At 71.0% G+C, this 21,584-nt stretch carries 16 protein-coding genes and 1 tRNA gene; 13 read left to right on the top strand and 4 right to left on the bottom strand.

Features of this window, described 5'->3' with window-relative positions; translation table 11 throughout:
- Positions 1–182: 182 nt before the first annotated feature.
- The gene (locus LNK82_RS46265) at positions 183–824 is read right to left on the bottom strand and encodes a DUF3159 domain-containing protein (protein ID WP_230573173.1); all 642 of its coding nucleotides are present in this window, start codon (positions 822–824) and stop codon (positions 183–185) included.
- Between the two features lie 140 nt (positions 825–964).
- Between LNK82_RS46265 and LNK82_RS46270 the strand changes: the two genes are divergently transcribed.
- The 7 genes from LNK82_RS46270 to LNK82_RS46300 all read left to right on the top strand — a co-directional run bounded on the left by LNK82_RS46270 (position 965) and on the right by LNK82_RS46300 (position 8,576).
- Positions 965–2,182 (top strand): ROK family transcriptional regulator, encoded by a 1,218-nt coding sequence (locus LNK82_RS46270; protein WP_230573174.1) that lies wholly within the window; start codon positions 965–967, stop codon positions 2,180–2,182.
- Between the two features lie 10 nt (positions 2,183–2,192).
- Complete coding sequence (locus tag LNK82_RS46275; protein WP_230573175.1) at positions 2,193–3,521, top strand: ABC transporter substrate-binding protein; 1,329 nt, start codon at positions 2,193–2,195, stop codon at positions 3,519–3,521.
- A gap of 2 nt (positions 3,522–3,523) precedes the next feature.
- Positions 3,524–4,504 carry a carbohydrate ABC transporter permease gene (locus LNK82_RS46280; RefSeq protein WP_230573176.1) on the top strand — a complete coding sequence of 327 codons (981 nt, stop codon included), beginning with the start codon at positions 3,524–3,526 and terminating at the stop codon, positions 4,502–4,504.
- Positions 4,501–5,358, top strand: a complete 858-nt coding sequence (locus tag LNK82_RS46285) for a carbohydrate ABC transporter permease (protein WP_230573177.1) — start codon at positions 4,501–4,503, stop codon at positions 5,356–5,358. The genes LNK82_RS46280 and LNK82_RS46285 overlap by 4 nt, the downstream gene beginning before the upstream one ends.
- Entirely contained in the window at positions 5,355–6,623 is a 1,269-nt protein-coding gene (locus tag LNK82_RS46290) for a 6-phospho-beta-glucosidase (RefSeq protein ID WP_230573178.1), read from the top strand. Before LNK82_RS46285 ends, LNK82_RS46290 begins: the two co-directional genes overlap by 4 nt.
- Positions 6,602–7,609, top strand: a complete 1,008-nt coding sequence (locus tag LNK82_RS46295; RefSeq protein ID WP_230573179.1) for an N-acetylglucosamine kinase — start codon at positions 6,602–6,604, stop codon at positions 7,607–7,609. Before LNK82_RS46290 ends, LNK82_RS46295 begins: the two co-directional genes overlap by 22 nt.
- A 202-nt stretch (positions 7,610–7,811) precedes the next feature.
- The gene (locus LNK82_RS46300; protein ID WP_230573180.1) at positions 7,812–8,576 is read left to right on the top strand and encodes an SGNH/GDSL hydrolase family protein; all 765 of its coding nucleotides are present in this window, start codon (positions 7,812–7,814) and stop codon (positions 8,574–8,576) included.
- Positions 8,577–9,189: 613 nt separating this feature from the next.
- Here LNK82_RS46300 and LNK82_RS46305 read toward each other — a convergent pair.
- Entirely contained in the window at positions 9,190–11,982 is a 2,793-nt protein-coding gene (locus LNK82_RS46305; RefSeq protein ID WP_230573181.1) for an AfsR/SARP family transcriptional regulator, read from the bottom strand.
- A 187-nt stretch (positions 11,983–12,169) separates the two neighbouring features.
- Here LNK82_RS46305 and LNK82_RS46310 point away from each other — a divergent pair, with 187 nt between their 5' ends.
- From LNK82_RS46310 to LNK82_RS46325, 4 genes are all read left to right on the top strand, one after another.
- Positions 12,170–13,210 (top strand): ADP-ribosylglycohydrolase family protein, encoded by a 1,041-nt coding sequence (locus tag LNK82_RS46310; protein WP_230573182.1) that lies wholly within the window; start codon positions 12,170–12,172, stop codon positions 13,208–13,210.
- A gap of 312 nt (positions 13,211–13,522) precedes the next feature.
- The gene (locus LNK82_RS46315) at positions 13,523–14,221 is read left to right on the top strand and encodes a response regulator transcription factor (RefSeq protein WP_230573183.1); all 699 of its coding nucleotides are present in this window, start codon (positions 13,523–13,525) and stop codon (positions 14,219–14,221) included.
- Complete coding sequence (locus tag LNK82_RS46320; protein ID WP_230573184.1) at positions 14,218–15,615, top strand: sensor histidine kinase; 1,398 nt, start codon at positions 14,218–14,220, stop codon at positions 15,613–15,615. The genes LNK82_RS46315 and LNK82_RS46320 overlap by 4 nt, the downstream gene beginning before the upstream one ends.
- A 244-nt stretch (positions 15,616–15,859) precedes the next feature.
- Complete coding sequence (locus LNK82_RS46325; protein WP_230573185.1) at positions 15,860–17,455, top strand: vWA domain-containing protein; 1,596 nt, start codon at positions 15,860–15,862, stop codon at positions 17,453–17,455.
- Positions 17,456–17,551: 96 nt separating this feature from the next.
- Here the strand turns inward: LNK82_RS46325 and LNK82_RS46330 are convergent, their stop codons facing one another.
- Together LNK82_RS46330 and LNK82_RS46335 are read right to left on the bottom strand one after the other, a co-directional pair.
- Entirely contained in the window at positions 17,552–17,839 is a 288-nt protein-coding gene (locus tag LNK82_RS46330; protein ID WP_230573186.1) for a hypothetical protein, read from the bottom strand.
- A 402-nt stretch (positions 17,840–18,241) separates the two neighbouring features.
- Positions 18,242–18,314 (bottom strand) — tRNA-Thr (locus tag LNK82_RS46335).
- 282 nt (positions 18,315–18,596) lie between these two features.
- Here LNK82_RS46335 and LNK82_RS46340 point away from each other — a divergent pair.
- Together LNK82_RS46340 and LNK82_RS46345 are read left to right on the top strand one after the other, a co-directional pair.
- Entirely contained in the window at positions 18,597–19,934 is a 1,338-nt protein-coding gene (locus LNK82_RS46340; RefSeq protein WP_230573187.1) for a threonine/serine exporter family protein, read from the top strand.
- Positions 19,935–20,089: 155 nt separating this feature from the next.
- A complete protein-coding gene (locus tag LNK82_RS46345) occupies positions 20,090–21,526 on the top strand; it encodes an alpha,alpha-trehalose-phosphate synthase (UDP-forming) (protein ID WP_230573188.1) in 1,437 nt (478 codons plus the stop codon).
- Positions 21,527–21,584 lie beyond the last annotated feature (58 nt).

Here is a 21,584-nt window from a genome sequence, read left to right on the forward strand (position 1 = left end):
ACTGGAAGATCCTCGCCACCGGCTACCGCGCACGCCTGACCGAACTCCCAGCGATCATCCGCATCGTGACCAGCCTCGAGTACTACCGCCTCGGCTGGTGACCAACTTCTGAATAACGCTCTAGGACACGCGAGACCTGAAGGTTCGACACGCGGGACCTGAAGGTTCGACACGCGCGGGGGTCAAGAGGTTGGGGTGCGGGGGTGGCGGAGGCCCGGGTGGTCGGTGGGGAGGGTTCGGCGGAGGATCCACCAGCTCACGGCGATGCACGCCACTTGCAGCGGCCAGGTCAGGGCGGCACGCATGACGCCCAGCAGGACGACCTCGCCCGCCAGCCAGAGAGCGCCGAAGACGAGCACGCGGAGGATGTACTGGCCCACCCACGGCCAAGACGCGTAGCGGTACGCGCGGAGCAGGTCGGGGTCCTGGCGCCAGCGGAACTTCTGGCCCGTGATCAGACCCACCACCACGCCGAGCAGGGGCCGGCGCAGGACGATCGACGCCGACCAGACCAGGGCCGACGCGGCGTTGAGGAAGATCTGCACGAGGAAGAAGTCCTCGGCCCGGCCCGTTTGCAGGGCGATGTAGGCGGCCAGGACCACCAAGGCCACGGACACCAGGAGCGCGCGCGGGCGGCCTCCCCGGACAACCCGGATCAAGCCGACGACCACGCCACACCCGACCGCCGCCAGAGCGCCGACCGCGATCGAGCTCCCGCCCAGCAGCCACCCCACGACGAACGCCAGCGGCGGCAACGAGGCGTCCAGGGCACCGCCCCGCCCGCCCAGCAGTGCGGCCAGCGACTCCTGACGCGTGTCGGTCATACCTCCAGAGTGCCTTAGGACAACCTAACCCCGGTAACGGACCCGTCTCGGGGCATTGACCGCCGTGTGGTCCGTCACTACCGTCACGGCGAAATCGTCTGGAAAGTTACCAGACAGGGCGCGGAACGACAGGAGACCCGATGCGAGCCGGGAGCCCGAGGCTGCTGCGCGAGATCAACGACCGCGCCGCCATCGAGGCGCTGCTCCGCAACGGCCCGCTGACCAGGGCGGAGCTGGAAGGGATCATCGGCCTGTCCAAACCGGCCACCGCGCAGCTCCTCACGCGCCTCGAAGACGAGGGCACGGTCCTGCGCGACGGCCTGCGCGGCGGCGGGCGCGGCCCGCGGGCGCAGCTCTGGACGGTCAACGGCGCACTGGCCCACGTCGCCGCCGTCGACCTCACCCCGGACGCGGTCGACATCGCCATCGCCGACATCTCCGGCGCCACGCTCGCCGAACACCGCGCGCCCATGCCGAAGACCGACGTGCTGGAGGCGTTCCACAGCGCGGTCACGAAGGCCGCCACCCGGGCCGGCCTCACCACCGACGCCCTGCACCACGTGGTCGTGGGCAGCCCCGGCGCGGTCGACCCGGCGACCGGCCGCCTCAACTACGCGCCGCACATGCCCGGCTGGGAGCACAAGAACATCCCCGAGGAGCTCGAAGCCCTCCTCGACACCTCCGTCACCGTCGAGAACGACGTCAACCTCGTCGCGCTGGAGGAGATGATCGCCGGCCGCGCCGTCGGCGTGCGGAACTTCGTCCTGCTCTGGCCCGCCGACGCGGTGGGCGCGGCCGTCGTCGTCAACGGCGTGCTGCTGCGCGGCGCGACCGGCGGCGCGGGCGAGATCGACGCGATGCAGGTCCCGGACCACGCGCACGCGGACACGGGCACCGAGCGCACCGGCAGCCGTTACGGCGACCTGCTCGACAGCCCCGGCATCGCCCGCCTGGCCCGCGCGCACGGCGTGTCCGCGCGCACCGGCCAGGAGGCCGTGGAGAAGGCGTTGAGCGAGGGACCGGCCGGCCGGGAGTTCCTGGTCGACCTGGCCCGCCGCGTCGCGACCGGCGTGGCGAACGTGATCGCCGTGCTCGACCCCGAACTGGTGCTGCTCTCCGGCGAGATCGCGCAGGCGGGCGGCACGACGCTCGCCGACCTCGTCGCCGCCGAGCTGCGCCGCCTGGTGGTGCCCCGCACCCCCGTCGAACTCGCCCTGGTGACCGGGAAACCGGTGCGTTCCGGCGCACTGCACTCCGCGCTGTCGGTCGTCAGGGAACAGGTGTTCGGTCTGCCCGCCGCCACGACCGAACCCTTCCGCGGTCCGAACCAGCAGGGCGCGACCGCACCGTCGACATGAAGGAGAGCACATGCGCAAGCTCCACCGCGCAACGTTGCTGTGCGTGGCCGCGGCGGTGTCCCTGACCGCTTGTGCGGCGGGCTCCGGCACGCAGGCCGACCAGTCGGGACCGGCGGCGGCGCCCGGCGAGGACGACAGGTTCTCCCTGACGGTCTGGAGCAACTACTCCGGCCGCGAGCAGGCCGAGGTCACCAAGGCCCTGGAGAGCTTCAAGGAGAAGTTCCCGAACGCCGAGATCAGGCACGAGGGCAGCCAGGACGACGACAAGATCACCGCGGGCATCCGCGGCGGCAACCCGCCGGACGTCGCCCTGTCCTTCACCACCGACAACATCGGCCAGTTCTGCTCCAGCGGCTCGTTCGCCGACCTCAAGCCCTACATCGCGCGGGACGGCGTCGACCTCGGCCAGATCACCGAGGCCGTGCGCTCGTACACCGAGTACAAGGGCAGCCGCTGCGCGATGCCGATGCTCAGCGACGTGTACGGGCTGTACTACAACAAGGACATGCTCGCCGAGGCGGGCATCACCGAGCCGCCGAAGACGACAGCGGAGCTGCTGGACTTCGCCAAGCGGACGACGAAGAGGGCGGCGGACGGCTCGATCGAGGTCGCGGGCTTCCTGCCGAGCATGCCGCACTACGCCAACAACCCGCAGATCTGGGCGCCGCACTTCGGCGCGAAGTGGGAGAAGGCGGACGGCAAGTCGGGCCTGGCGTCGCCGGAGTGGGCGCGGATGCTCCAGTTCCAGAAGGAGTTGGTGGACTTCTACGGCTACGACGCCCTGGAGCGGTTCCGCGCCGGGCTCGGCCAGCAGTACTCGACCGACCACGCGTTCCACCAGCGCAAGATCGCCATGATGGTGGACGGCGAGTACCGCACGGCGTTCCTCCAGGACCAGGCCCCGGACGTGCGGTTCGGCACCGCGCCGTTCCCCACGAGCGATCCCGCGTTGTACGGCACCGGCTTCACCGCGGGCACCATCATGGGCATCCCGAAGGGCGCGAAGAACCCCGGCGCGGCGTGGGAGCTGATCAAGCACCTGTCGTTCGACACCGACACGATCGTCGACCTGGCCAACGGGATCAAGAACATCCCGAGCACGAAGGCCGCGCTGGCCGACCCGCGGCTGGAGGTCGACGAGAACTTCAAGACGTTCATCGACTTGGCGACCTCGGGCAAGCTCCAGGGCAACCCGGTGACGCCCATAGGCGACGCGCACATCAAGGCGATCGGCGACTTCGCCACGTCGTGGCAGTCGGGCGCGGTGCCCGACCTGATGGCCGGGCTGAGGGAAGTCGACCAGCAGATCGACGACCGGATCGCGAAGAGCGGCAAGTAGGGATGACGGCCACGCTGGAGCGCGTGGACGTGGCGCGGACCGCCCCGGCCGGGGGGCGGTCCCGGGCCCGCGCCCGTCACCGCTTGACCGTGCTGGCGTTCATGGCGCCCGCGATCCTCGGGTTCGCCCTGTTCTTCGGCTACCCCCTGGTCGCCACGATCGGGTTCTCGTTCACCAGGTACGACCTGATCAACCCGCCGGAGTGGATCGGCTGGGAGAACTACGCCTACATGTTCTCCGACAAGCTGTTCCGCACCGCCGTGCACAACACGGCGTGGTTCGTGGTGGTGCTGACCGCCGCGCGCGTGGTGTTCGCGCTGGGCGTGGCGTCGGTGATCGCACGGCTGAAGTCCGGCGTGGGGCTCGTGCGCACCCTGTGCTACCTGCCCTCGTTGGCGCCGCCGGTCGCGGCGACGTTGGTCTTCTTCCTGGTCATGCGACCGAATGAAGGGCCGCTGGACTCGTTCCTGGGGTGGTTCGGGATCGAGGGACCGCTGTGGTTCGCCGATCCGGCGTGGGCCAAGCCCGGGATCGCCGCGGTCATGCTGTGGGTGTCCGGCGATCTGATGATCATCATCCTGGCGGCGATCCTGGACGTGCCGCGGGAGCAGTACGAGGCCGCCGAGCTGGACGGCGCGGGGCCGGTGCGGCGGTGGTGGCACATCACGCTGCCGACGATCTCGCCCGTGCTGCTGTTCGGCGTGGTGAACTCGATCATCCTCGCGTTGCAGCTGTTCACGCAGGCGGTGGTGGCGGGCTCGGCGGCGAGCGGGTCGGCGGACGTGACCGGGTCGACGAAGGTGCTCGGGTTCCCGGAGAACTCGACGTTGACGTTCCCGGTGTGGCTGTACACGCAGGGGTTCAGGTACTTCGACATGGGCTACGCGGCGGCGATGGCGACGGTGTTGTTCGTGATCTCGTTCGCGGCGACGGCGTTGCTGGTGCAGCGGATGCGCAAGGCGTCGTACCAGGAGGAGTCATGACGGCGGCCGTCGACGTCCGGAGGCCGGTCGCGTGGCGGAAGGCGTTGGACTGGGTGGCGGTGCACAGCCTGGGGCTCGCCCTGGGGTTGATGTTCACGCTGCCCATCGTTTTCGTCTTCCTGACGGCCGTCATGTCGGACAGCCAGGCGTTCACCAAGGACTTGTGGCCCCGCGAGTGGCACTGGGGCAACTTCCTGGAGGTGTTCGAGCAGGCGCCGTTGCTGAAGTACCTGGGCAACAGCATGCTGTACTCGCTGTTGGCCACGGTCGGGATGCTGGTCTCCTCCATCCCGGCGGCGTACGCGTTGGCGAAGTTGCGGTGGCGTGGGCGGAACGTGGTGTTCTTGTTGGTGGTGGGCGCGATGATGCTGCCACCGCAGGTCGTGGCCGTGCCGCTGTACGACACGTGGTCCAGCCTCGGGTTGACGGGCACGCTGTGGCCGTTGATCGCGCCCTACTTCCTGTTCGACGCCTTCAGCATCTTCCTGCTGCGCCAGTTCATCCTGACGATCCCGCAGTCCTATGTGGACGCGGCAAGGGTGGACGGGTGCTCGGAGTTCCAGGCGCTGGTGCGGATCGTCGTGCCGATGGCGCGGCCGGGCATCGCGGCGACCGCGTTGTTCTGCTTCCTCTACACCTGGAACGACTACTTCGGACCGCTGCTCTACACGAGCGAGAAGCCGGACCAGTGGACGCTGTCGCTGGCGCTGTCGACCTTCAAGGGCATGCACCACGTGCAGTGGAACCTGGCGATGGCCGTCACGTTGCTGATCATGGTCCCGGCGGTGGTGCTGTTCGTGTTCGCGCAGCGCTCGTTCGTCAAGGGCATCACATTCACGGGGGTCAAGGGGTGAAGCTCACCGTTGTCGGTGGCGGGTCGACCTACACGCCGGAACTGGTCGACGGGATCGCGGGGCGGCGGACCAGCCTCGAAGTGGACGAGATCGTGCTCGTGGACCCGGACACGGCGCGGTTGGAGGTGGTGGGGGCGTTCTCGCGGCGGTTGCTGGAGCACGCCGGCCACCCGGCGCGGGTGACGGCCACCGACGATCTCGAACGAGGCGTTGACGGGGCCTCGGCCGTGTTGTTGCAGCTCAGGGTGGGTGGGCAGGCGGCACGGGCGTCGGACGAGACGTTCCCGCTGGTGTGCGACTGCGTCGGGCAGGAGACGACCGGGGCCGGCGGGTTGGCCAAGGCGCTGCGGACCGTGCCGGTGGTGCTGGACATCGCGCGGCGGGTTCGCGAGGTGGCGGGTGACGCGTGGATCGTGAACTTCACCAACCCGGTGGGGATCGTGACGCGGGCGTTGCTGGCCGAGGGGCACCGGGCGGTCGGGCTGTGCAACGTGGCGATCACGTTCCAGCGGTGGACGGCGGCGTTGCTGGGGGTCGAGCCGGAGTCGGTGCGGCTGGAGCACGTCGGGCTCAACCACCTGAGCTGGGAGACGGGGGTGTTCGTCGACGGCGTCGACCGGCTGCCGGAGCTGCTGGCGCGGCACGCCGACGCGTTGGCCGAGCACATCGGGCTGCCGGGGTCGCTCATGCGGCGGTTGGGGATGGTGCCGTCGTACTACCTGAAGTACTTCTACGACCACGACGAGGTGGTGCGGAAGCAGCAGACCGAGCCGCCGCGCGCCGAGGTGGTGGCGGGGGTGGAGAAGGAGTTGCTGGACTTGTACGGGGACGTGGCGGTGGTGACCAAGCCGGCGCAGCTCTCGCAGCGCGGGGGCGCGTACTACTCGGAGGCGGCCGTGCAGCTGGTGCACGCGTTGACCGGCGGCACGGGCGCGGAGCAGCACGTGGTGAACGTCCGCAACGACGGCACGCTGCCGTTCCTGCCGGCGGACGCGGTGATCGAGGTGCCCGCGGTGGTCGACGGCAGCGGTGCGACGCCGCTGCCCGTGCCGCCCGTGCCGCCGTCGGTGGCCGGGTTGATCGCGCACGTGACGAGCTACGAGCACCTGGCGTTGGACGCGGCGGTGCGCGGTGGGCGTGACCGGGTGGCGGACGCGTTGCTCGCGCACCCGCTGGTCGGGCAGCACGCGGTGGCGGAGCGGCTGGCCGACGAGCTCGTGGCGCGCAACGCGGACTTCCTGCCGTGGGCGAAGGGATCGGCGTGACCGACCGGGTGCTCGCCATCGACGGCGGGAACAGCAAGACGGCCGTGGCGCTGGTCGACGTGGACGGGCGGGTGCTCGCCGACGTGCGCGGGCCCGGCGCGTCGCCGCAGAACGTGGGGTTGGCGCGGAGCCTGGAGGTGTTCGACGGGCTCGTGCGCGAGGCGGCGCGACGGGCGGGGTTGGCGGGCGGTGGGCCGGTCGCCACCCACACGGCTGCCTACCTGGCCGGCGCGGACCTGCCCAAGGAGGAGGACGACCTGCGCGCGGCGGTCGGGGCGCAGGGGTGGTCCGCGACGTCGGTCGTCGGCAACGACACGTTCGCGCTGCTCAGGGCGGGTACGGCCGACGGGATCGGGGTGGCCGTGGTGTGCGGGGCGGGCATCAACTGCGTGGCGGTCGCGCCGGACGGGCGGACGCACCGGTTCCCCGCGCTCGGGCGGATCTCGGGCGACTGGGGTGGCGGCGGCCACCTCGGGTCGGAGGCGTTGTGGCTCGCGGTGCGGGCGGAGGACGGGCGGGGCGAGCCCACGGCGTTGCTGGACGCGGTGATCGCGCACTACGGGACGGCGACGGTGGCCGAGGCGGTGCAGCGGCTGCACTTCGAGGAGGTGGAGTTCGACCCGCACGCCCTGTGCCCGCTGCTGTTCGAGGTGGCGGCGGGTGGTGACGCGGTGGCCCGGTCGGTGGTCGACCGGCTGGTGGAGGAGGTCGTGGTGCTGGCGCGGGTGTCGTTGTCGCGGCTGGAGCTGCTGGCGGAGCCGGTGGACGTGGTGCTCGGCGGCGGGGTGCTGACCGGGACGGGCGGTGTGGTGGTCGACGCGGTGGCGGCGCGGTTGGGCGTGGTCGCGCCGGCGGCCCGGGTGCGGGTGGTGGACGTGCCGCCGGTGGTGGGGGCGGCGTTGCTGGGGTTGGACGCGGTGGGCGCGTCGCCGGGGGCGGAGGCGCGCTTGCGCGCGGCGTACGAGTCGGAGGTGCCGGTCGGGTAGGCGGCGGCGTGGGTAGGGGGTCAGTGATTTGCGCCGCATTCCGGGCGCATTCCGGGCGGAATCACCCATTGCCGACACTTGTTCACACCAGCGAGTGACACCTTGGTAACGGCGTTGCCAACCGGCGGTGGCGTGGGGCCGACTTGGCGTTGCATGCTGTTCTGCGCGGTCAGTGGGGGTGCCGCGCGGAGTGGAGGGACGCATGGAGGGACTCGACAGTTTCGTCGCGGTGGGGGACAGCTTCACCGAGGGGATGGACGACCCGGCGCCGAACGGGACGTACGTGGGGTGGGCCGACCGGCTGGCCGCGATGATCTCGGCCAGGCAGCAGGGCTTCCGGTACGCCAACCTCGCGATCCGGGGCAAGATGCTCCAGGAGATCGTGGACGAGCAGGTACCGCTGGCGGCGGCGTTGAAGCCGAAGCTGGTGACGCTGTGCGGTGGCGGCAACGACATCCTGGTGCCCGGCAGCGACGCGGACGCGTTGGCCGAGGTGTACGAGATCGCGGTGGCCGACCTGCGGGCGGCCGGCGCGGAGGTGGTCATCTTCACCGGGTTCGACCCGAAGCACACGCCGTTCCTGCGGTCGTTGCGCGGGAAGATCGCGATCTACAACAGCCACCTGTGGTCGGTGGCCGAGCGCTACCACTGCAAGGTGGTGGACCTGTGGTCGATGACCGTCCTGCACGATCGGCGCGCGTGGAGCGACGACCGGCTGCACCTGTCGCCCGAGGGGCACCAGCGGGTGGCGTTGCGGGTGGCCGAGGTGCTCGGGTTCGAGGCGGACGAGGCGTGGAACACGCCCTGGCCGCCGTTGGTCGACGAGGACTGGATGACTCAGCGGCGGCACGATCTGAAGTGGGCGCGGGAGCACGTCGTGCCGTGGATCGGGCGGCAGTTGCGGGGTGAGTCGATGGGTGACGGGTTGGCGCCGAAGCGGCCGGAGCTGCTGCCGGTGTGCGACTGACGCCCGGTGTGGCTTGGTTTGTGGCTTGGTTGTGTGTGGTGGCTGGTGGTTCGGTGGTCGGGCCCGGCTCGATTTGACATGGGGCCCCTACGGGCACTCCAGGCTGGCCAAACCCGGCAGGCCCGGCGGGGAAAAGCGTCCCGCCGGGCCTGCCGGCTTCGACCAGCCTAAAGCACCCGAACCCATGTCAAATCGGGCCTAGGTGCGTCGGTTCCGGGGCCGTTGTGGGCCTGTTGGGGTAAGTGGCCTCGGTGGGGTGCTGCGTGTGCGGCGCGTTGGGTTTGGCGGTTTCGAATCCGACGTGGTGCGGCTGCCGTTGTACCCGCGAGGTCGCGTCGATCGTTCGCGGCTCATTTTCCGGCGATCACGCTTTTCGATCGTCGGAAAATGAGTCGCGAGCGGTCGACTTCCCGGCGACCTCGCCCGCGACGCCGGAGGCGGCGCAATTCAACAGAGCCGACTGGCCGGCGCTCTCCCCCGAACGCCGGCCAGTCGGGGTTGGGTGGCTTCCCCCCTGGTTCCCCCTACCAAGAGCCACCCGGCGCTGACCGCGACTCGGTGATCAGCGCGCCTACAAGTTCCCACGACTTCGCCAGGTCGAGCTAAACAGCGGCTAAACCTCGGAGGTCAAGGCTTCAAGAGCCGTTCGGACCAACATCGCGCGCGGGGAGCCCAGGCGTACGAACAACCGAAGCGATTCCGCCAACTCCGCTTGTGCCGCGACGCGTTCTCCCCGTCTCGCGAGCACCGATCCGAGCACTTGCCGGCCGAACGCCTCCTCGAACTGCATCGAGCCGCCACGCGTCAGTTCCACCCCTTGCCGGGCGTGTTCCTCGGCCTCCGGTAACAGGCCCAGTTCGGCGTAGAGCTCGGCCAGGTTGTTCATCGCGACCGCGTACGCCCGCTCGTCGCCGTTGCGGTGGTAGATCTCCATTGCCTGGAATTGGTGTTGGGCCGCCGTTTCGCGTTGGCCGAGCCGTTGCTCCACTTGGGCCAGGTTGTTGAGCACGGTGGCTTCGCCGAGCGCGTCGCCGTCCCGGCGGGCCAGGTCGACGGCTTCGCGGTAGTGCCCCAGGGCTTCCTCCACCCGGTCCTCGGCGAGCAGGGCCAGTGCCAGTTGGTCGAGGGTCATGACCAGGTAGCGGGGCTCGGCCAGGTCCACGGCTATCCGGTGGGCCAGTCGGGCTTGGTCGAGGGTGCCGCGCAGCGTTCCGGCGCGGTTGTTGACGTCGTGCATGGCGTTCAGCACGAGCATCTCGCCTCGGCGGTCGCCGATCACCCTCGCCGAGGCCAGGCCGAACTCGGCGATGCCCTGCCACTCGCGGCTGACGAGCCTGGTCACGCAGTAGGTGTGGACCAGGCGCACGAGTTGCCAGACCTCCACGTGCAGGCCGGCCTCCGAGCCCGCGTGCACGAGGGCGATGAGGTTGGACCACTCCTTGTCGAACCAGGACAGGGCCTGTGACGGGGTCGCGGGTCTCGGTGCGGCGGAGTCGCCGGTGAAGTCGAGGCCGTCCGACGCCGGTCTGATCAGGCGTCGGGCGTGGTCGCACGCGCAGAGGTAGTGGTCCATCAGGCGGCGCAGGCCGCGTTCCCGGTGTTCGACGACGCCGCGGGCGTAGAGGCGGACCAGGTCGTGCAGGACGAAGCCGCCCCGCCACTGCTCCACGAGGAGGTGCGCGTCGGCGAGGTCGGCCAAGCGGGCGGCGGCGGTGCCCAGGTCGATGTCGCAGACGGCGGAGATGGCGTGCGGGCTCACCCAGCGGCCGGGCACGAGGCCGGCGGCGCGGAAGGTCTCCGCCAGTTCCGGCGGGAGGTTGCGGTACGACACCGCCAGGGCCCGTTCCACGCCGACGCCGGTGTCGGCCAGGTCCAGGGTGCGCAGCCGCGCCTCGTCGTCGGAGAGCTGCTCGACCAGGTCTTCAACCGTCCACTCCGGACTGAAGACGAGCTTGGCGGCGGCGATCCGCAGCGCGAGGGGCAGGTTGCCGCAGAGCTCGACCAGCTTGCGGGTGGCCGCCGGCTCCTGGTCGGACAACGGCTTGCCGACGACCTCGTCGACCAGGCGGATGGACTCCTCGTCGGACAACGTGTCCAGCGTGAGCATCCGGGCGCCGTTGCTGACGACCAGGGACTCCAGGCGCCTGCGGCTGGTCACCAGGACGACCGACCCGGCGCCGGGCGGCAGGAGCAGGCGGACGTGCTCCGGGTCCCAGGCGTCGTCCAGCACGACCAGGACGCGCCGCTTGGCCAGCACCGAGCGGTACAGGCCGACGCGGTCGTCCAGGTCGCGGGGGACGCCGTCGGCGGGCACGCCCAGCGCGAGCAGGAAGCGCGCCAGGACCTCGGCCGGCTCGACCGGGTCGCGGCCGGGGGCGAAGCCGTTCAGGGAGGCGAAGAGGAGGCCGTCGGGGAACTGCTCGGCCCGCCGGTGGCCCCAGGTGACGGCGAGCTCGCTCTTGCCGATGCCGGCCGCACCGTTGACCACGGCGATGGTCGTGGCGGCCAGGTCGCGCGAGTCGCACAGGCGGTCCAACCAGGCCAGTTCCTCGTCGCGGCCGATGAAGCCGCTGGCCGCGGCGGGCAACTGGGCCGGCACGACGACACCGGGACGCGGTGGCACGAGGGCGGGCTCCGCCAGGCCGGGCGAGCTGAGCGCCGGGTCGTCGCGGAGCACCTGCTCGTGCAGCACGCGCAGGCCGGGGCCGGGGTCGATGCCGAGCTCGTCCACGACGCGCCGGTGGAAGCGCTGGTAGGCCTCCAACGCGTCGGCGCGCTGACCAGACCGGTAGAGGGCGCGCATCATGTGGCCGACCAGCCGTTCCCGGAACGGGTACTCGTTCACCAGCTGGCGCAGCTCGCCGACGAGTTCGAGGTGGCGGCCCAGTTCCAGCTCGGCCTCGATGCGCTCTTCCACTGCGGCAAGCCGAAGCTCCTCCAGGTCGGAGGTGACCGGGTCGCCCGGCACGTCCGCCAGCACCTGGCCGCGCCACAGGCCGAGCGACTCGCGCAGCAGCTGCGCCCGGATCGGCGCGGGCTTGCCGCGCGCGCTCGACACGAGCTGCCTGGCCCGGTGGAAGTCCAGCCGCCACGGGTCGACCGAGAGCTGGTAGCCGGGCGGGGTGGTGAGGATCCGCGCCGAGCCCGCCGGGTCGGCCTCCTCCAGCATCCTGCGCAGCCGCGACACGTAGCCGTGCACGATCGTCCTGGCCGTCGCGGGCGGTTCGTCGGCCCAGAGGCTGTCCACGATCTCGTCGATCGGGACGACCCGGTTGGCGTCGAGCACCAGCATCGCGAGCAGGCCGCGCATCCCCTTGCGACCGATGACGAGCTGCCGGCCGTCCGCGAGCACCTGCAACGGTCCGAGGACGCCGAACTCCAGCCCGCTCTTGCTCCGGTCAGCCATGCCCCTCCCCCGCCTCGTGCGCTACGGCTTGGTCACTGGATCAGGTGCGTCGGAGGTGCCGTTAGATACCTGTGGGTAAATGTTGCTTGCTCAACTAGTCGTGCTCCCATGACCGGACGGACGGCCGACGGCTAGGGTTTTGGCCCCGGACGTCCCGGCCGAGTTCTGGGCGAGTGCAGGAGGGCAAGTGCCGCGCGAGCCGTTGGACGTGGTCGACCGTGGCGCGGCGTGCCTGGTGGGTGGCGCGCTGGGCGATGCCCTCGGCGCGCCCATCCAGTACCTCGGGTGGGCGGACATCCAACGGGACCACGGCCCCGAAGGCGTGCTGGCGCCGCCGCGCCCCGCGCTGGTCACCGACGACACCCAGCTCACCCTGTTCACCGCCGACGGCTACCTGCGCGCGTGGGTGCGCGGCCGGACCACGGGCGAGTGGGACCCGATCGAGGTCGTCTGGCAGAGCTACCGGCGCTGGTTGATCACCCAGCAGGTGGCCGCGCCCGAGCCCGGCGCCGTCGGTCTCGTCGGCGACGAGCGGCTGTACTCGAGCCGGTCGCCGGGCCTGACGTGCCTGCGCGCACTGGCCGCCGACACACCGCCGACGCCCGAGGAACCGCAGAACGAGTCGTCCGGCTGCAACGGCGTCACCCGCACCGCGCCGGCGGGGTTCGCCCCCAGCGCCGAGATCGCCTACGACCTGGGCTGCCGGTTCGCCGCGCTGACGCACGGTGGCACCGGCGGCTGGGTGTCCGGTGGGGCGTTCTCGCTGCTCATCCACCTGCTGGCGGTGCGCGGGCGACCGATGCGGGAGGCAGTGGACCAGGTCATCGGCCGGGTGCTGCGGGACGACCCGTACACGGCGAACACCCTCAACCGGGCCGTCGTCTTCGCCGACGAGCACCGGGCGCAGGGCTTCGAGTCGGTCCGGGTCGACCGCCTGGGCAGCGGCTGGACGGGCCCGGAGGCGCTGGCGATCGCCGTGCACACGGTCCTGGTGTACCCGAAGCGGTCGCAGTTCGTGGACGCCCTGCGCGCGGCGGCCAACCACTCGGGCGGCAGCGACGCCACGGCGGCGCTCACGGGCAACATCCTCGGCGCCCTGCACGGCACGTCGGCGTTGCCGCGCGACTGGCTCGCGGGCCTGGAACTGGTGGACCTGCTGACCCAACTGGGCTCCGACCTGGGCCGCTCGGTCACCGGCCAGGACTTCGACTTCGCCCGGTACACCTGACGGGGAAAGGGGGAAGCCGGCCTCGGCACGCACGTTCCCGAAAGCGTGCGACCGAGGCCGGCTCTCCACGCGGTCTGCGCAGGGACACGCCCCGAGCGCGGAACCCGGCTGACCTGGCCGTGGAGCGGGAAAACCCGTGGCGGAACCGTAGCAGAGAGCGTGTGAGCCATCACAGCCGGCCCACCTCCTTACCCTTGTGAACCACCTCACCAGCCCCGTGGATCACCCCGCCAACCTGTCGCGAACCTGTCGAGTCGCTGTAGATCCGGCCACACCCGGGCCGCCGCGGTACCGGTGCCGCACCATGTGCACGTGGACAAGGGCGCTTCGGTTCGACTGCTCGTGGTGGACGACGAGCCGCACATCGCGGACCTCGTGGCGACGGTGGCGCGGTACGAGGGGTGGCAGGCGGTGACCGCGGGCAGCGGCGAGGCCGCGTTGCGGACCGCCGCCGACTTCCACCCCGACATCGTGGTGCTCGACCTGATGCTGCCCGACCTCGACGGCTTCACCGTGCTGGACCGCCTCCGCTCGGCGGGCGCGATGGTGCCGGTCGTGTTCCTGACCGCCCGTGACGGCACGGCCGACCGGGTCGCGGGCCTGACCCGCGGCGGGGACGACTACCTGGTCAAGCCGTTCTCCGTGGAAGAGCTGATGGCACGGCTGCGGGCCGTGCTGCGGCGCTCGACCGGGCCGACCTGGAAGCGGTCCGTGCTCAAGGTGTCCGACCTGGCGATGGACGAGGACACCCGCGAGGTGCGCCGGGGCGGGAAGCTGATCACGCTCACGCCCACCGAGTACGAGCTGCTGCGCTACCTGATGCGACGCTCCCCCGCCGTGCTGACCAAGGCGCAGATCCTCGACCACGTGTGGGAGTACGACTTCGGCGGCCGGTCCAACGTGGTCGAGCTGGTCGTCTCGCACCTGCGGCGCAAGCTGGACGACGGCGGCGAGCCGCTGATCCACACCGTGCGCGGCGTGGGTTACGTGCTGCGGCGAGCCGCGGAGTGACGCGTCGGCGCCTGCGCCTGGGCACGCGCCTCGCGCTGGGCCTCGGCGCGCTCGCACTGGCGGTGTTCGCCGTCGTCGGCACGGTGATGGCGCAGAGCATGCAGGAGTACCTGGAACGCCGGCTCGACGCGCAGATGGAGACGACCCAGGTCTCGCTGAAGAAGGACTTCGCCAAGAACGGCACGCTCAAGGGCGCGGCCTACGGCTGGTACTCGGTCGTCTACGACGTGCGCGACGGCACGGCCACGCCGAAGAACCGCGACGACCTGCCCGCCGACAACGCCGAGTTCACCGAGGTCGCGCTGCAGGTCGACGGGCGCGATCCCGTGTACCGGACCGAGTACCTGCACGGCGACGGCACGTACCGGCTGCGCGGGTGCGCGGTGTCGGACGGCGTGGTGCTGGTCAGCGCGGCGCCGATGAACGACATCACCACGACCGTGCGGCAGCTGGTGATCGTGGAGGTGGCCACGTTCCTGCTCGCGCTGGTCGCGTTCGTGGTGATCGGGCGGGCGGTGCTGCGGCGCGGGTTGCAGCCGTTGAGCGACATGGCGCGGACCGCGCACGACATCACGTCGCACGACCTGACCGACTCGGCCCGGCTGCCGGTGCGCGCGGAGGGCGGCGACGGCGGCGCGGAGGTCGAGGAGCTGCGCACGGCGTTCAACACGATGCTGGAGCACATCGACACGTCGCTGGCCGCGCGCACCGCCGCCGAGCAGCGGTTGCGGCGGTTCATCGCGGACGCCTCGCACGAGCTGCGCACGCCGTTGACGTCGATCCGGGGTTACGCCGACCTGTTCCGGTACGCGGCGGCGAACGCGCCGGCGGAACGCGAGGCGCACCTGGAGAAGCTGCGGTCGGAGGCGGCGCGGATGAGCGTGCTGCTGGACGACCTGCTGCTGCTCGCCCGGCTGGACTCGGCGGAGGTGGAGACGCCGTTGCGGGTGGCCGACGGCGACCTGGCGGCGGTGGCGCGGGAGGCCGCGGACGCGTTCCGCGTGGCCCGGCCGACCCACCCGCTGGCGCTGACCGTGCCGGACGAGCCGGTGCGGTCGGCGTTCGACCCGCTGCGGCTGCGGCAGGTGGTGGACAACCTGCTCACCAACGCCGCCGTGCACACCCCCGCCGGCACGGCGGTCTCGGTCTCCGTCGAGGTGCGGGGCGGGTCGGCCGTGCTCAGGGTCGGTGACACCGGTCCCGGCATCCCGCCGGCCGACCAGTCCCGCATCTTCGACCGGTTCTACCGCGTGGACGACTCGCGCACGCGTGATCGCGGCGGCAGCGGCCTGGGGCTGGCGGTCGTGCACTCCCTCGTCGCCGCGCACGGCGGCACGGTGGAGCTGACCAGCCGACCGGGCGCCACCGTCTTCACGGTGACCCTGCCCCGCTGAGAGTCGACAGCGGGCACCCCGCGCCGCCGGTAGGTCATCCGGTCGTACCGCGAGGCGGCTGGAAGGCGGGCCACGTCCCCACGGTGGCGCGCCCGGCTTCCGTTTGCCGGTCGGAAACCCCGGCGAAGTTGCTCTGCTCGGCTCGTATTCCGCGGATCGCCCGACCATCCGCCTCATGTGCCCGGACATCGGTGTCCGAGCTCCCGGACCCCTGCGTCCGGACGCGCGAGCGGAAAGAGATCCCATGCGTCGCTCACTCAGACGCGGCACGCTGTCGGCCGTCGCCGCCTTGATCGCCTCGACAGTCCAGTTCACCTCACCGGCCTTGGCCGCACCTGCCGCGGCGGCACCGTGCGGCCCCCTCGACGTCGCGTTCGTCCTCGACGACACCGGCAGCATGGGCGGGGCCATCGCCAACCTGAAGACCGGCATCAACGCCATCGTGAACGACGTCGTCACGGCGTCCGGCGGCGACTACCGGCTCGGCCTGGTCACGTTCAAGGACAACATCACCGTCCACAACACCCTCGCGCCCGGCAACGCGGCGGCGGTGACCAACTACGTCACCAACACCCTCGCCGCGAGCGCGGGCGGCAGCGAGCCCGAGGCGTCGGACGAGGCGCTCAACACGGTCGTGAACAACCTGCCCGCGGCCGGCCGCCCGCAGAACGTCGACTTCGGCGGCACGTGGCGGTCGAACGCGATGAAGTTCGTCGTGCTGGTGACCGACGCCCGCCCCGGCGGGTTCGACAACGTGCACGCGGCCGCGGACGTCGCCAACGCCGCGCAGCGGGCGAACGACGCCCTCGGCAAGGGCATCAAGATCTCGCCGGTGTACGTGCCGACGTCGGCCACCTACACCCCCGTGATCACGCCGATCATGCAGAACTACGCCTCCACGACCGGTGGCGTGTTCACGCAGACGACGTCCACGGGCGTGGGCACGGCGGACGCGATCCGCAAGCTCCTGTCGGACTGCCGGCAGACCGACGTGGTCATCCGCGACCAGGTGACCGACACGGGCGCCGAGCCGAACCCGAACGGCACGGTGTGGAACAGCCCGGACATCAAGGTCTGCCCGACCACCGCGGACTGCTCGGGCATCCAGCCGGTCGTCGGCGCGACGAACTTCGTCCACGTGCGGTTGAACAACAACTCCGGCCTCGGCACGAGCACCGGCACGCTCAAGGTCTACCGCACGCCCGCCGGCGGCGGCACGACGTGGAACAACGTCACCAACGGCGACTGGATCGCCATCGGCCAGCAGTCGCTGTCCGTGCCCGCGGGCGGGACCGTGGCGAAGATCCCGTGGACGAACATCCCGGGACCGGGCCACTTCTGCCTCCTCGCGCGCTGGGTGTCGGCGACGGACCCGATGACGTTCGCCGAGGGCCCGAACACCGCGCTGAACACCAAGAACAACAACAACATCGCGTGGAAGAACTTCCAGACCGTGCGGGGCAAGGTGCTCGAGCCGGTGAAGTCCTGGTTCACCCTGGGCAACGCGACCGAGAAGGAGGTCAAGACCGACCTGGTGCTGACCGGTGAGAAGCCGGTGGCGGGCACCGTGGTGATCGACCTCGGCCCGCGCCTGTTCGAGCGCTGGCGCGCCGGCGGCGGCCAGGCCGAGGGCGTGAAGCAGGTCGGCGAGACCGCGTTCCAGTTCGACCCGAGGAAGGCGGCGCTGTTCGGCGTGCCGCTGCAGCCCGGTGAGCGGTTCACCGCGGAACTCACCTTCACCCCCGAGGCGCCGGGCGAGTACCTGACGAACCTCGTCCAGTTCGTCGAGGGCGAGGACCACGGCGGCGTGGCCTACCACGTCATCACCGACCGCGGGTAACCCGCGCGCAGGGTCGCGGGCCCGGCCCGCCCCCCCCCCCCCCCCCCCCCCCCCCCCCCCCCCCGCACTAGCCGTGCGGTCCGGCGGTGGGCCGGATCACTTGAAGTCGGCCCACAGCCAGATCCGGTCGCCCGTCTCACCGTCGACCAGGCACTGGACGGCCCTGACGGCGCCTTCCTGGATGAGCAGGGCGCCGGCGACCTCGCACTGGCGCCGACCCTGTTCGGTGTTCGGGTAGGGGTTGCCGACGGTCCGCCACGCGAGCGCCTGGAAGCCGTCCGAAGCCGTGCCGGTGGCGGCCTGGGCGGTGAACGGGGACGAGAAGAGCGCGGCCACGAGCAGACCGAGCGCTGCCCACGACTTGCCGCGGACTTTGTTTTCCACAAAATCCCCCTCAGGGTTGATACGTGCTGAATCGACCTGCGCTTCACAACGTACTGACGCTCAATCGGACGTCAACGAAATAGCGGGTGACCGAGATCACTACGTCCTGTTTATTAATACAAAGCCGCAGGTCAGAGCCCACACTTGACCGCCATTGACCACTTCGGAACGGCCCGCCGTACAGCCGCACGCCTTTCCGTTCCCGCCGGCGGGACACCAATTCGGAAATGGCCGCCACACCCGCACGTCGACCATCCCGGGTCGATTGGGAACCACCTGGGACCGCGCCGCACGGCACCCACTACGCCGCCAGGCCGGCCAAACCACGACCCTGGACCCGCTATGATCATGAAACTGCCCCCCTGACCAGGTCTTTCCCGGTCAGGGGGGCAGTCGGTGCGGAGCCGGTGGCGGGACTTGAACCCGCAACCTTTCGCTTACAAGGCGAGTGCTCTGCCAGTTGAGCTACACCGGCGTGGCCCGGAGGCCTGGAACATCGTAAGCGCCCGCAGGGGGTGCCACCTGCGGCGAACGGTCTGCTCACGGTGGTCCCGCGTTGGTCCGACCGGAGGTCGCGGGTACCGTCCGGGTGGCCCTGGCGACCCGCAAAACCGCTGGCCAGCGCTATCAACAGTATTAAACGCACCGTGATCGACTCACCTGGTCCAGGTACCCCGTCCAGGGGTGGTGCAGGACACAGCCTCGAATGTGACACGGTCGGGCGTGGCGGTCGGGCGAGTGAGGGAGGTGACGCCGGGTGCGGCTGTGGCGCCGGCGGTTCGAGCACGCGGAGCAGGCACGACCCGTCGAAGGTCCGTCCCTTCCGGACGACTCGACCGTCCACCTGGTACTCGACCTGGCGCTGCGGGTCGGCGAGGCGCAGATGGCCGGCGGGGCGGGCGTGGCCGACGTGACGGCCACCATCCTCGCGGTCACCACCGCGTACGGCCTGCCGAACACCGAGGTCGACGTGATCTACACCTCGATCACCGTCTCGTGCCACCGGGGCACGGAAGCCGCGCCCGTGACGACCATGCGCGTGGTGCGCGGCCGCAGCGTCGACTACACCCGGCTCGCCGCCGTCGAGGACCTGATCCGGCTGATCACCTCCGGCGGCATCACGGCGCCGGACGCGTCCGCCGAGATCGAGCGGATCAGCCGCGCCGATCACCCGTACCCCCGTTGGGTGGCCACGGTGGCGTGGGCGGGCATGGCCGCCGCGGTGGCGTTCCTGGTCGGCGGCGGGCCGGTGCCGGCGGCGACGGCGGCCCTCGTCACGGCGTTGATCGACCGGGTCGGCCGGATCCTCAACCGGCGCGGGCTGCCGTTCTTCTTCCAGCAGGTGGTCGGCGGCGCCCTGGCCACCTCGGTGGCGGTGGCGATGTACGCGACGGACCTGCTGCCCGCCGTGCGGCCCTCGTTGGTGATCGCCACCGGGATCGTGGTGCTGCTGTCCGGGTTGTCGCTGGTCGGCACCGTGCAGGACGCCATCACCGGCTACCACGTCACCGCCGCCGGCCGCATGGTCGAGATCACGCTGCTCACCGCGGGCCTCGTCGCGGGCATCACGCTGACCCTGCGCGCCGGCGTGCAGTTCGGGGTCCGGACGAGCATCGCCGACCCGCTGCCGCCGTTGATCTCCGAGGTGCCGGCGCAGTTCGCGGCGGGCGCGGCCACCTCCGCGTTCTTCGCCCTGGCCAGCTACGCGCCGGTCCGGGCGCTGCCGATGGCCGCCGTCGCGGGCGCGGTGGGCACGGCCGGTTACGGCCTGCTCGTCCTCACCGGCACGAACGCCATCACGTCCGCGGTCGTCGCGGCCACCGCGGTCGGCTTCATCGGCAAGATCATCTCCCGGCGGCTGGGCACACCGCCGCTGCTCGTCGCGGTGGCGGGAGTGGTGCCGCTGCTGCCCGGCTGGACCACCTACCGCGGCCTCTACCAGCTCACCGCCGAGGGTGACGCGGCCGGCCTGTCGACGCTCGTGCTGGCCGCCGGCACGGCCCTCGCGCTCGCGAGCGGCGTCGTCCTGGGTGAACATCTGGGTCGGCCCGTGCGCACGAGCCTCGGCCGGTTGGCCGCCCGTTCCCGTCGTTGAGCGCCTGAACACAGCGTTTCCACGTGAGATCGCCCACCTGACGGGCTTTCGTCAAGTCAACACAGTGTGACGGGGGTGACGACAGGGCATCCAACCTGCGCGTTCCCACTAACCTCGACGGTGGGCGAGACGAATCCCTTAGGAGGCGCTACCCGGTGAGCAGCATTGGCGAGAACGGCGCGGATTTCCTGGTCGTGGCCAACCGCCTACCGGTTGACCTGGAGCGCCTGCCCGACGGCACGCAACGCTGGAAGCACAGCCCCGGCGGCCTGGTCACCGCCCTGGAGCCGTTCCTGCGCACGCACAGCGGGGCCTGGGTCGGCTGGCCCGGCATCGCGGACGCCGAAGTGGACGCGTTCGAGGAGGACGGCCTCCAGCTGCACCCCGTGGCGCTGAGCGCCACCGAGGTCGCCGACTACTACGAGGGCTTCTCCAACGGCACGCTGTGGCCGCTCTACCACGACGTGGTCGCGCCGCCCGCCTTCCACCGCCGCTGGTGGAACGCCTACGTGCGGGTCAACCAGCGGTTCGCCGACGTGACCGCGAAGGTCGCCGCCCAGGGCGCGACGGTCTGGGTGCAGGACTACCAGCTGCAGCTGGTGCCGGCGATGCTGCGCGAGCTGCGGCCGGACCTGCGCATCGGCTTCTTCCTGCACATCCCGTTCCCGCCGGTGGAGCTGTTCATGCAGCTGCCGTGGCGCACGGAGATCATCCGCGGCCTGCTCGGCGCGGACCTGGTCGGCTTCCACCGGCCCGGCGGCGCGCAGAACTTCCTCTGGCTGGCCCGCCGCCTCGTCGGCCTGGAACCCAGCCGCGGCGCGGTCGGCGTGCGCACCAGGCCCGGTGTCGTGCAGGTCGGGGACCGCACCGTGCGGGTCGGGGCATTTCCGATCTCGATCGACTCGGCGGGCCTCGACGCGCTCGCGCGGGACAAAGAAGTCCAAAAACACGCGAAACAAATTCGCGAAGACCTCGGGAATCCGAAGAAGATCCTGCTCGGCGTGGACCGCCTCGACTACACCAAGGGCATCGACGTGCGGCTGCGCGCGTTGCACGAACTCCTCGCCGACGGCCGCGTCGACCCCGGCGAGGTGACCATGGTGCAGCTCGCCACGCCCAGCCGCGAGCGCGTCGAGCACTACAAGCAGATGCGGGGCGAGATCGAGCAGGCCGTCGGCCGGATCAACGGCGAGTTCTCGACCGTGGGCCACCCGGTGGTCCACTACCTGCACCAATCGGTCAACCGGCGTGAGCTGACCGCGTTCATGACCGCCGCCGACGTCATGGTCGTGACCCCGGTGCGCGACGGGATGAACCTGGTCTGCAAGGAGTACGTCGCCACGCGCTACGACCTCGGCGGCGCGCTGGTGCTCTCCGAATTCGCGGGCGCGGCGGCCGAACTCACGAGCGCGTTCCTCGTCAACCCCCACGACCTGGACGGCGTGAAGAACGCGTTGGAAGCCGCCCTCACGCTGGATCCGGCCGAAGGCCGCCGTAGGATGCGCGCGTTGCGCCGCCAAGTCCTCACGCATGACGTCGACCGCTGGGCTCGATCGTTCCTTGATGCCTTGGGCACGCAGTCCACGATCTGAATCTGAATCAGTTCAGACCGACTATCACCGACCTTGTCCCACCGAGCATTGAGGAGGG

Origin of the sequence: Saccharothrix luteola (assembly GCF_020859565.1) — a bacterium.
GTDB lineage: Bacteria > Actinomycetota > Actinomycetes > Mycobacteriales > Pseudonocardiaceae > Actinosynnema > Actinosynnema luteola.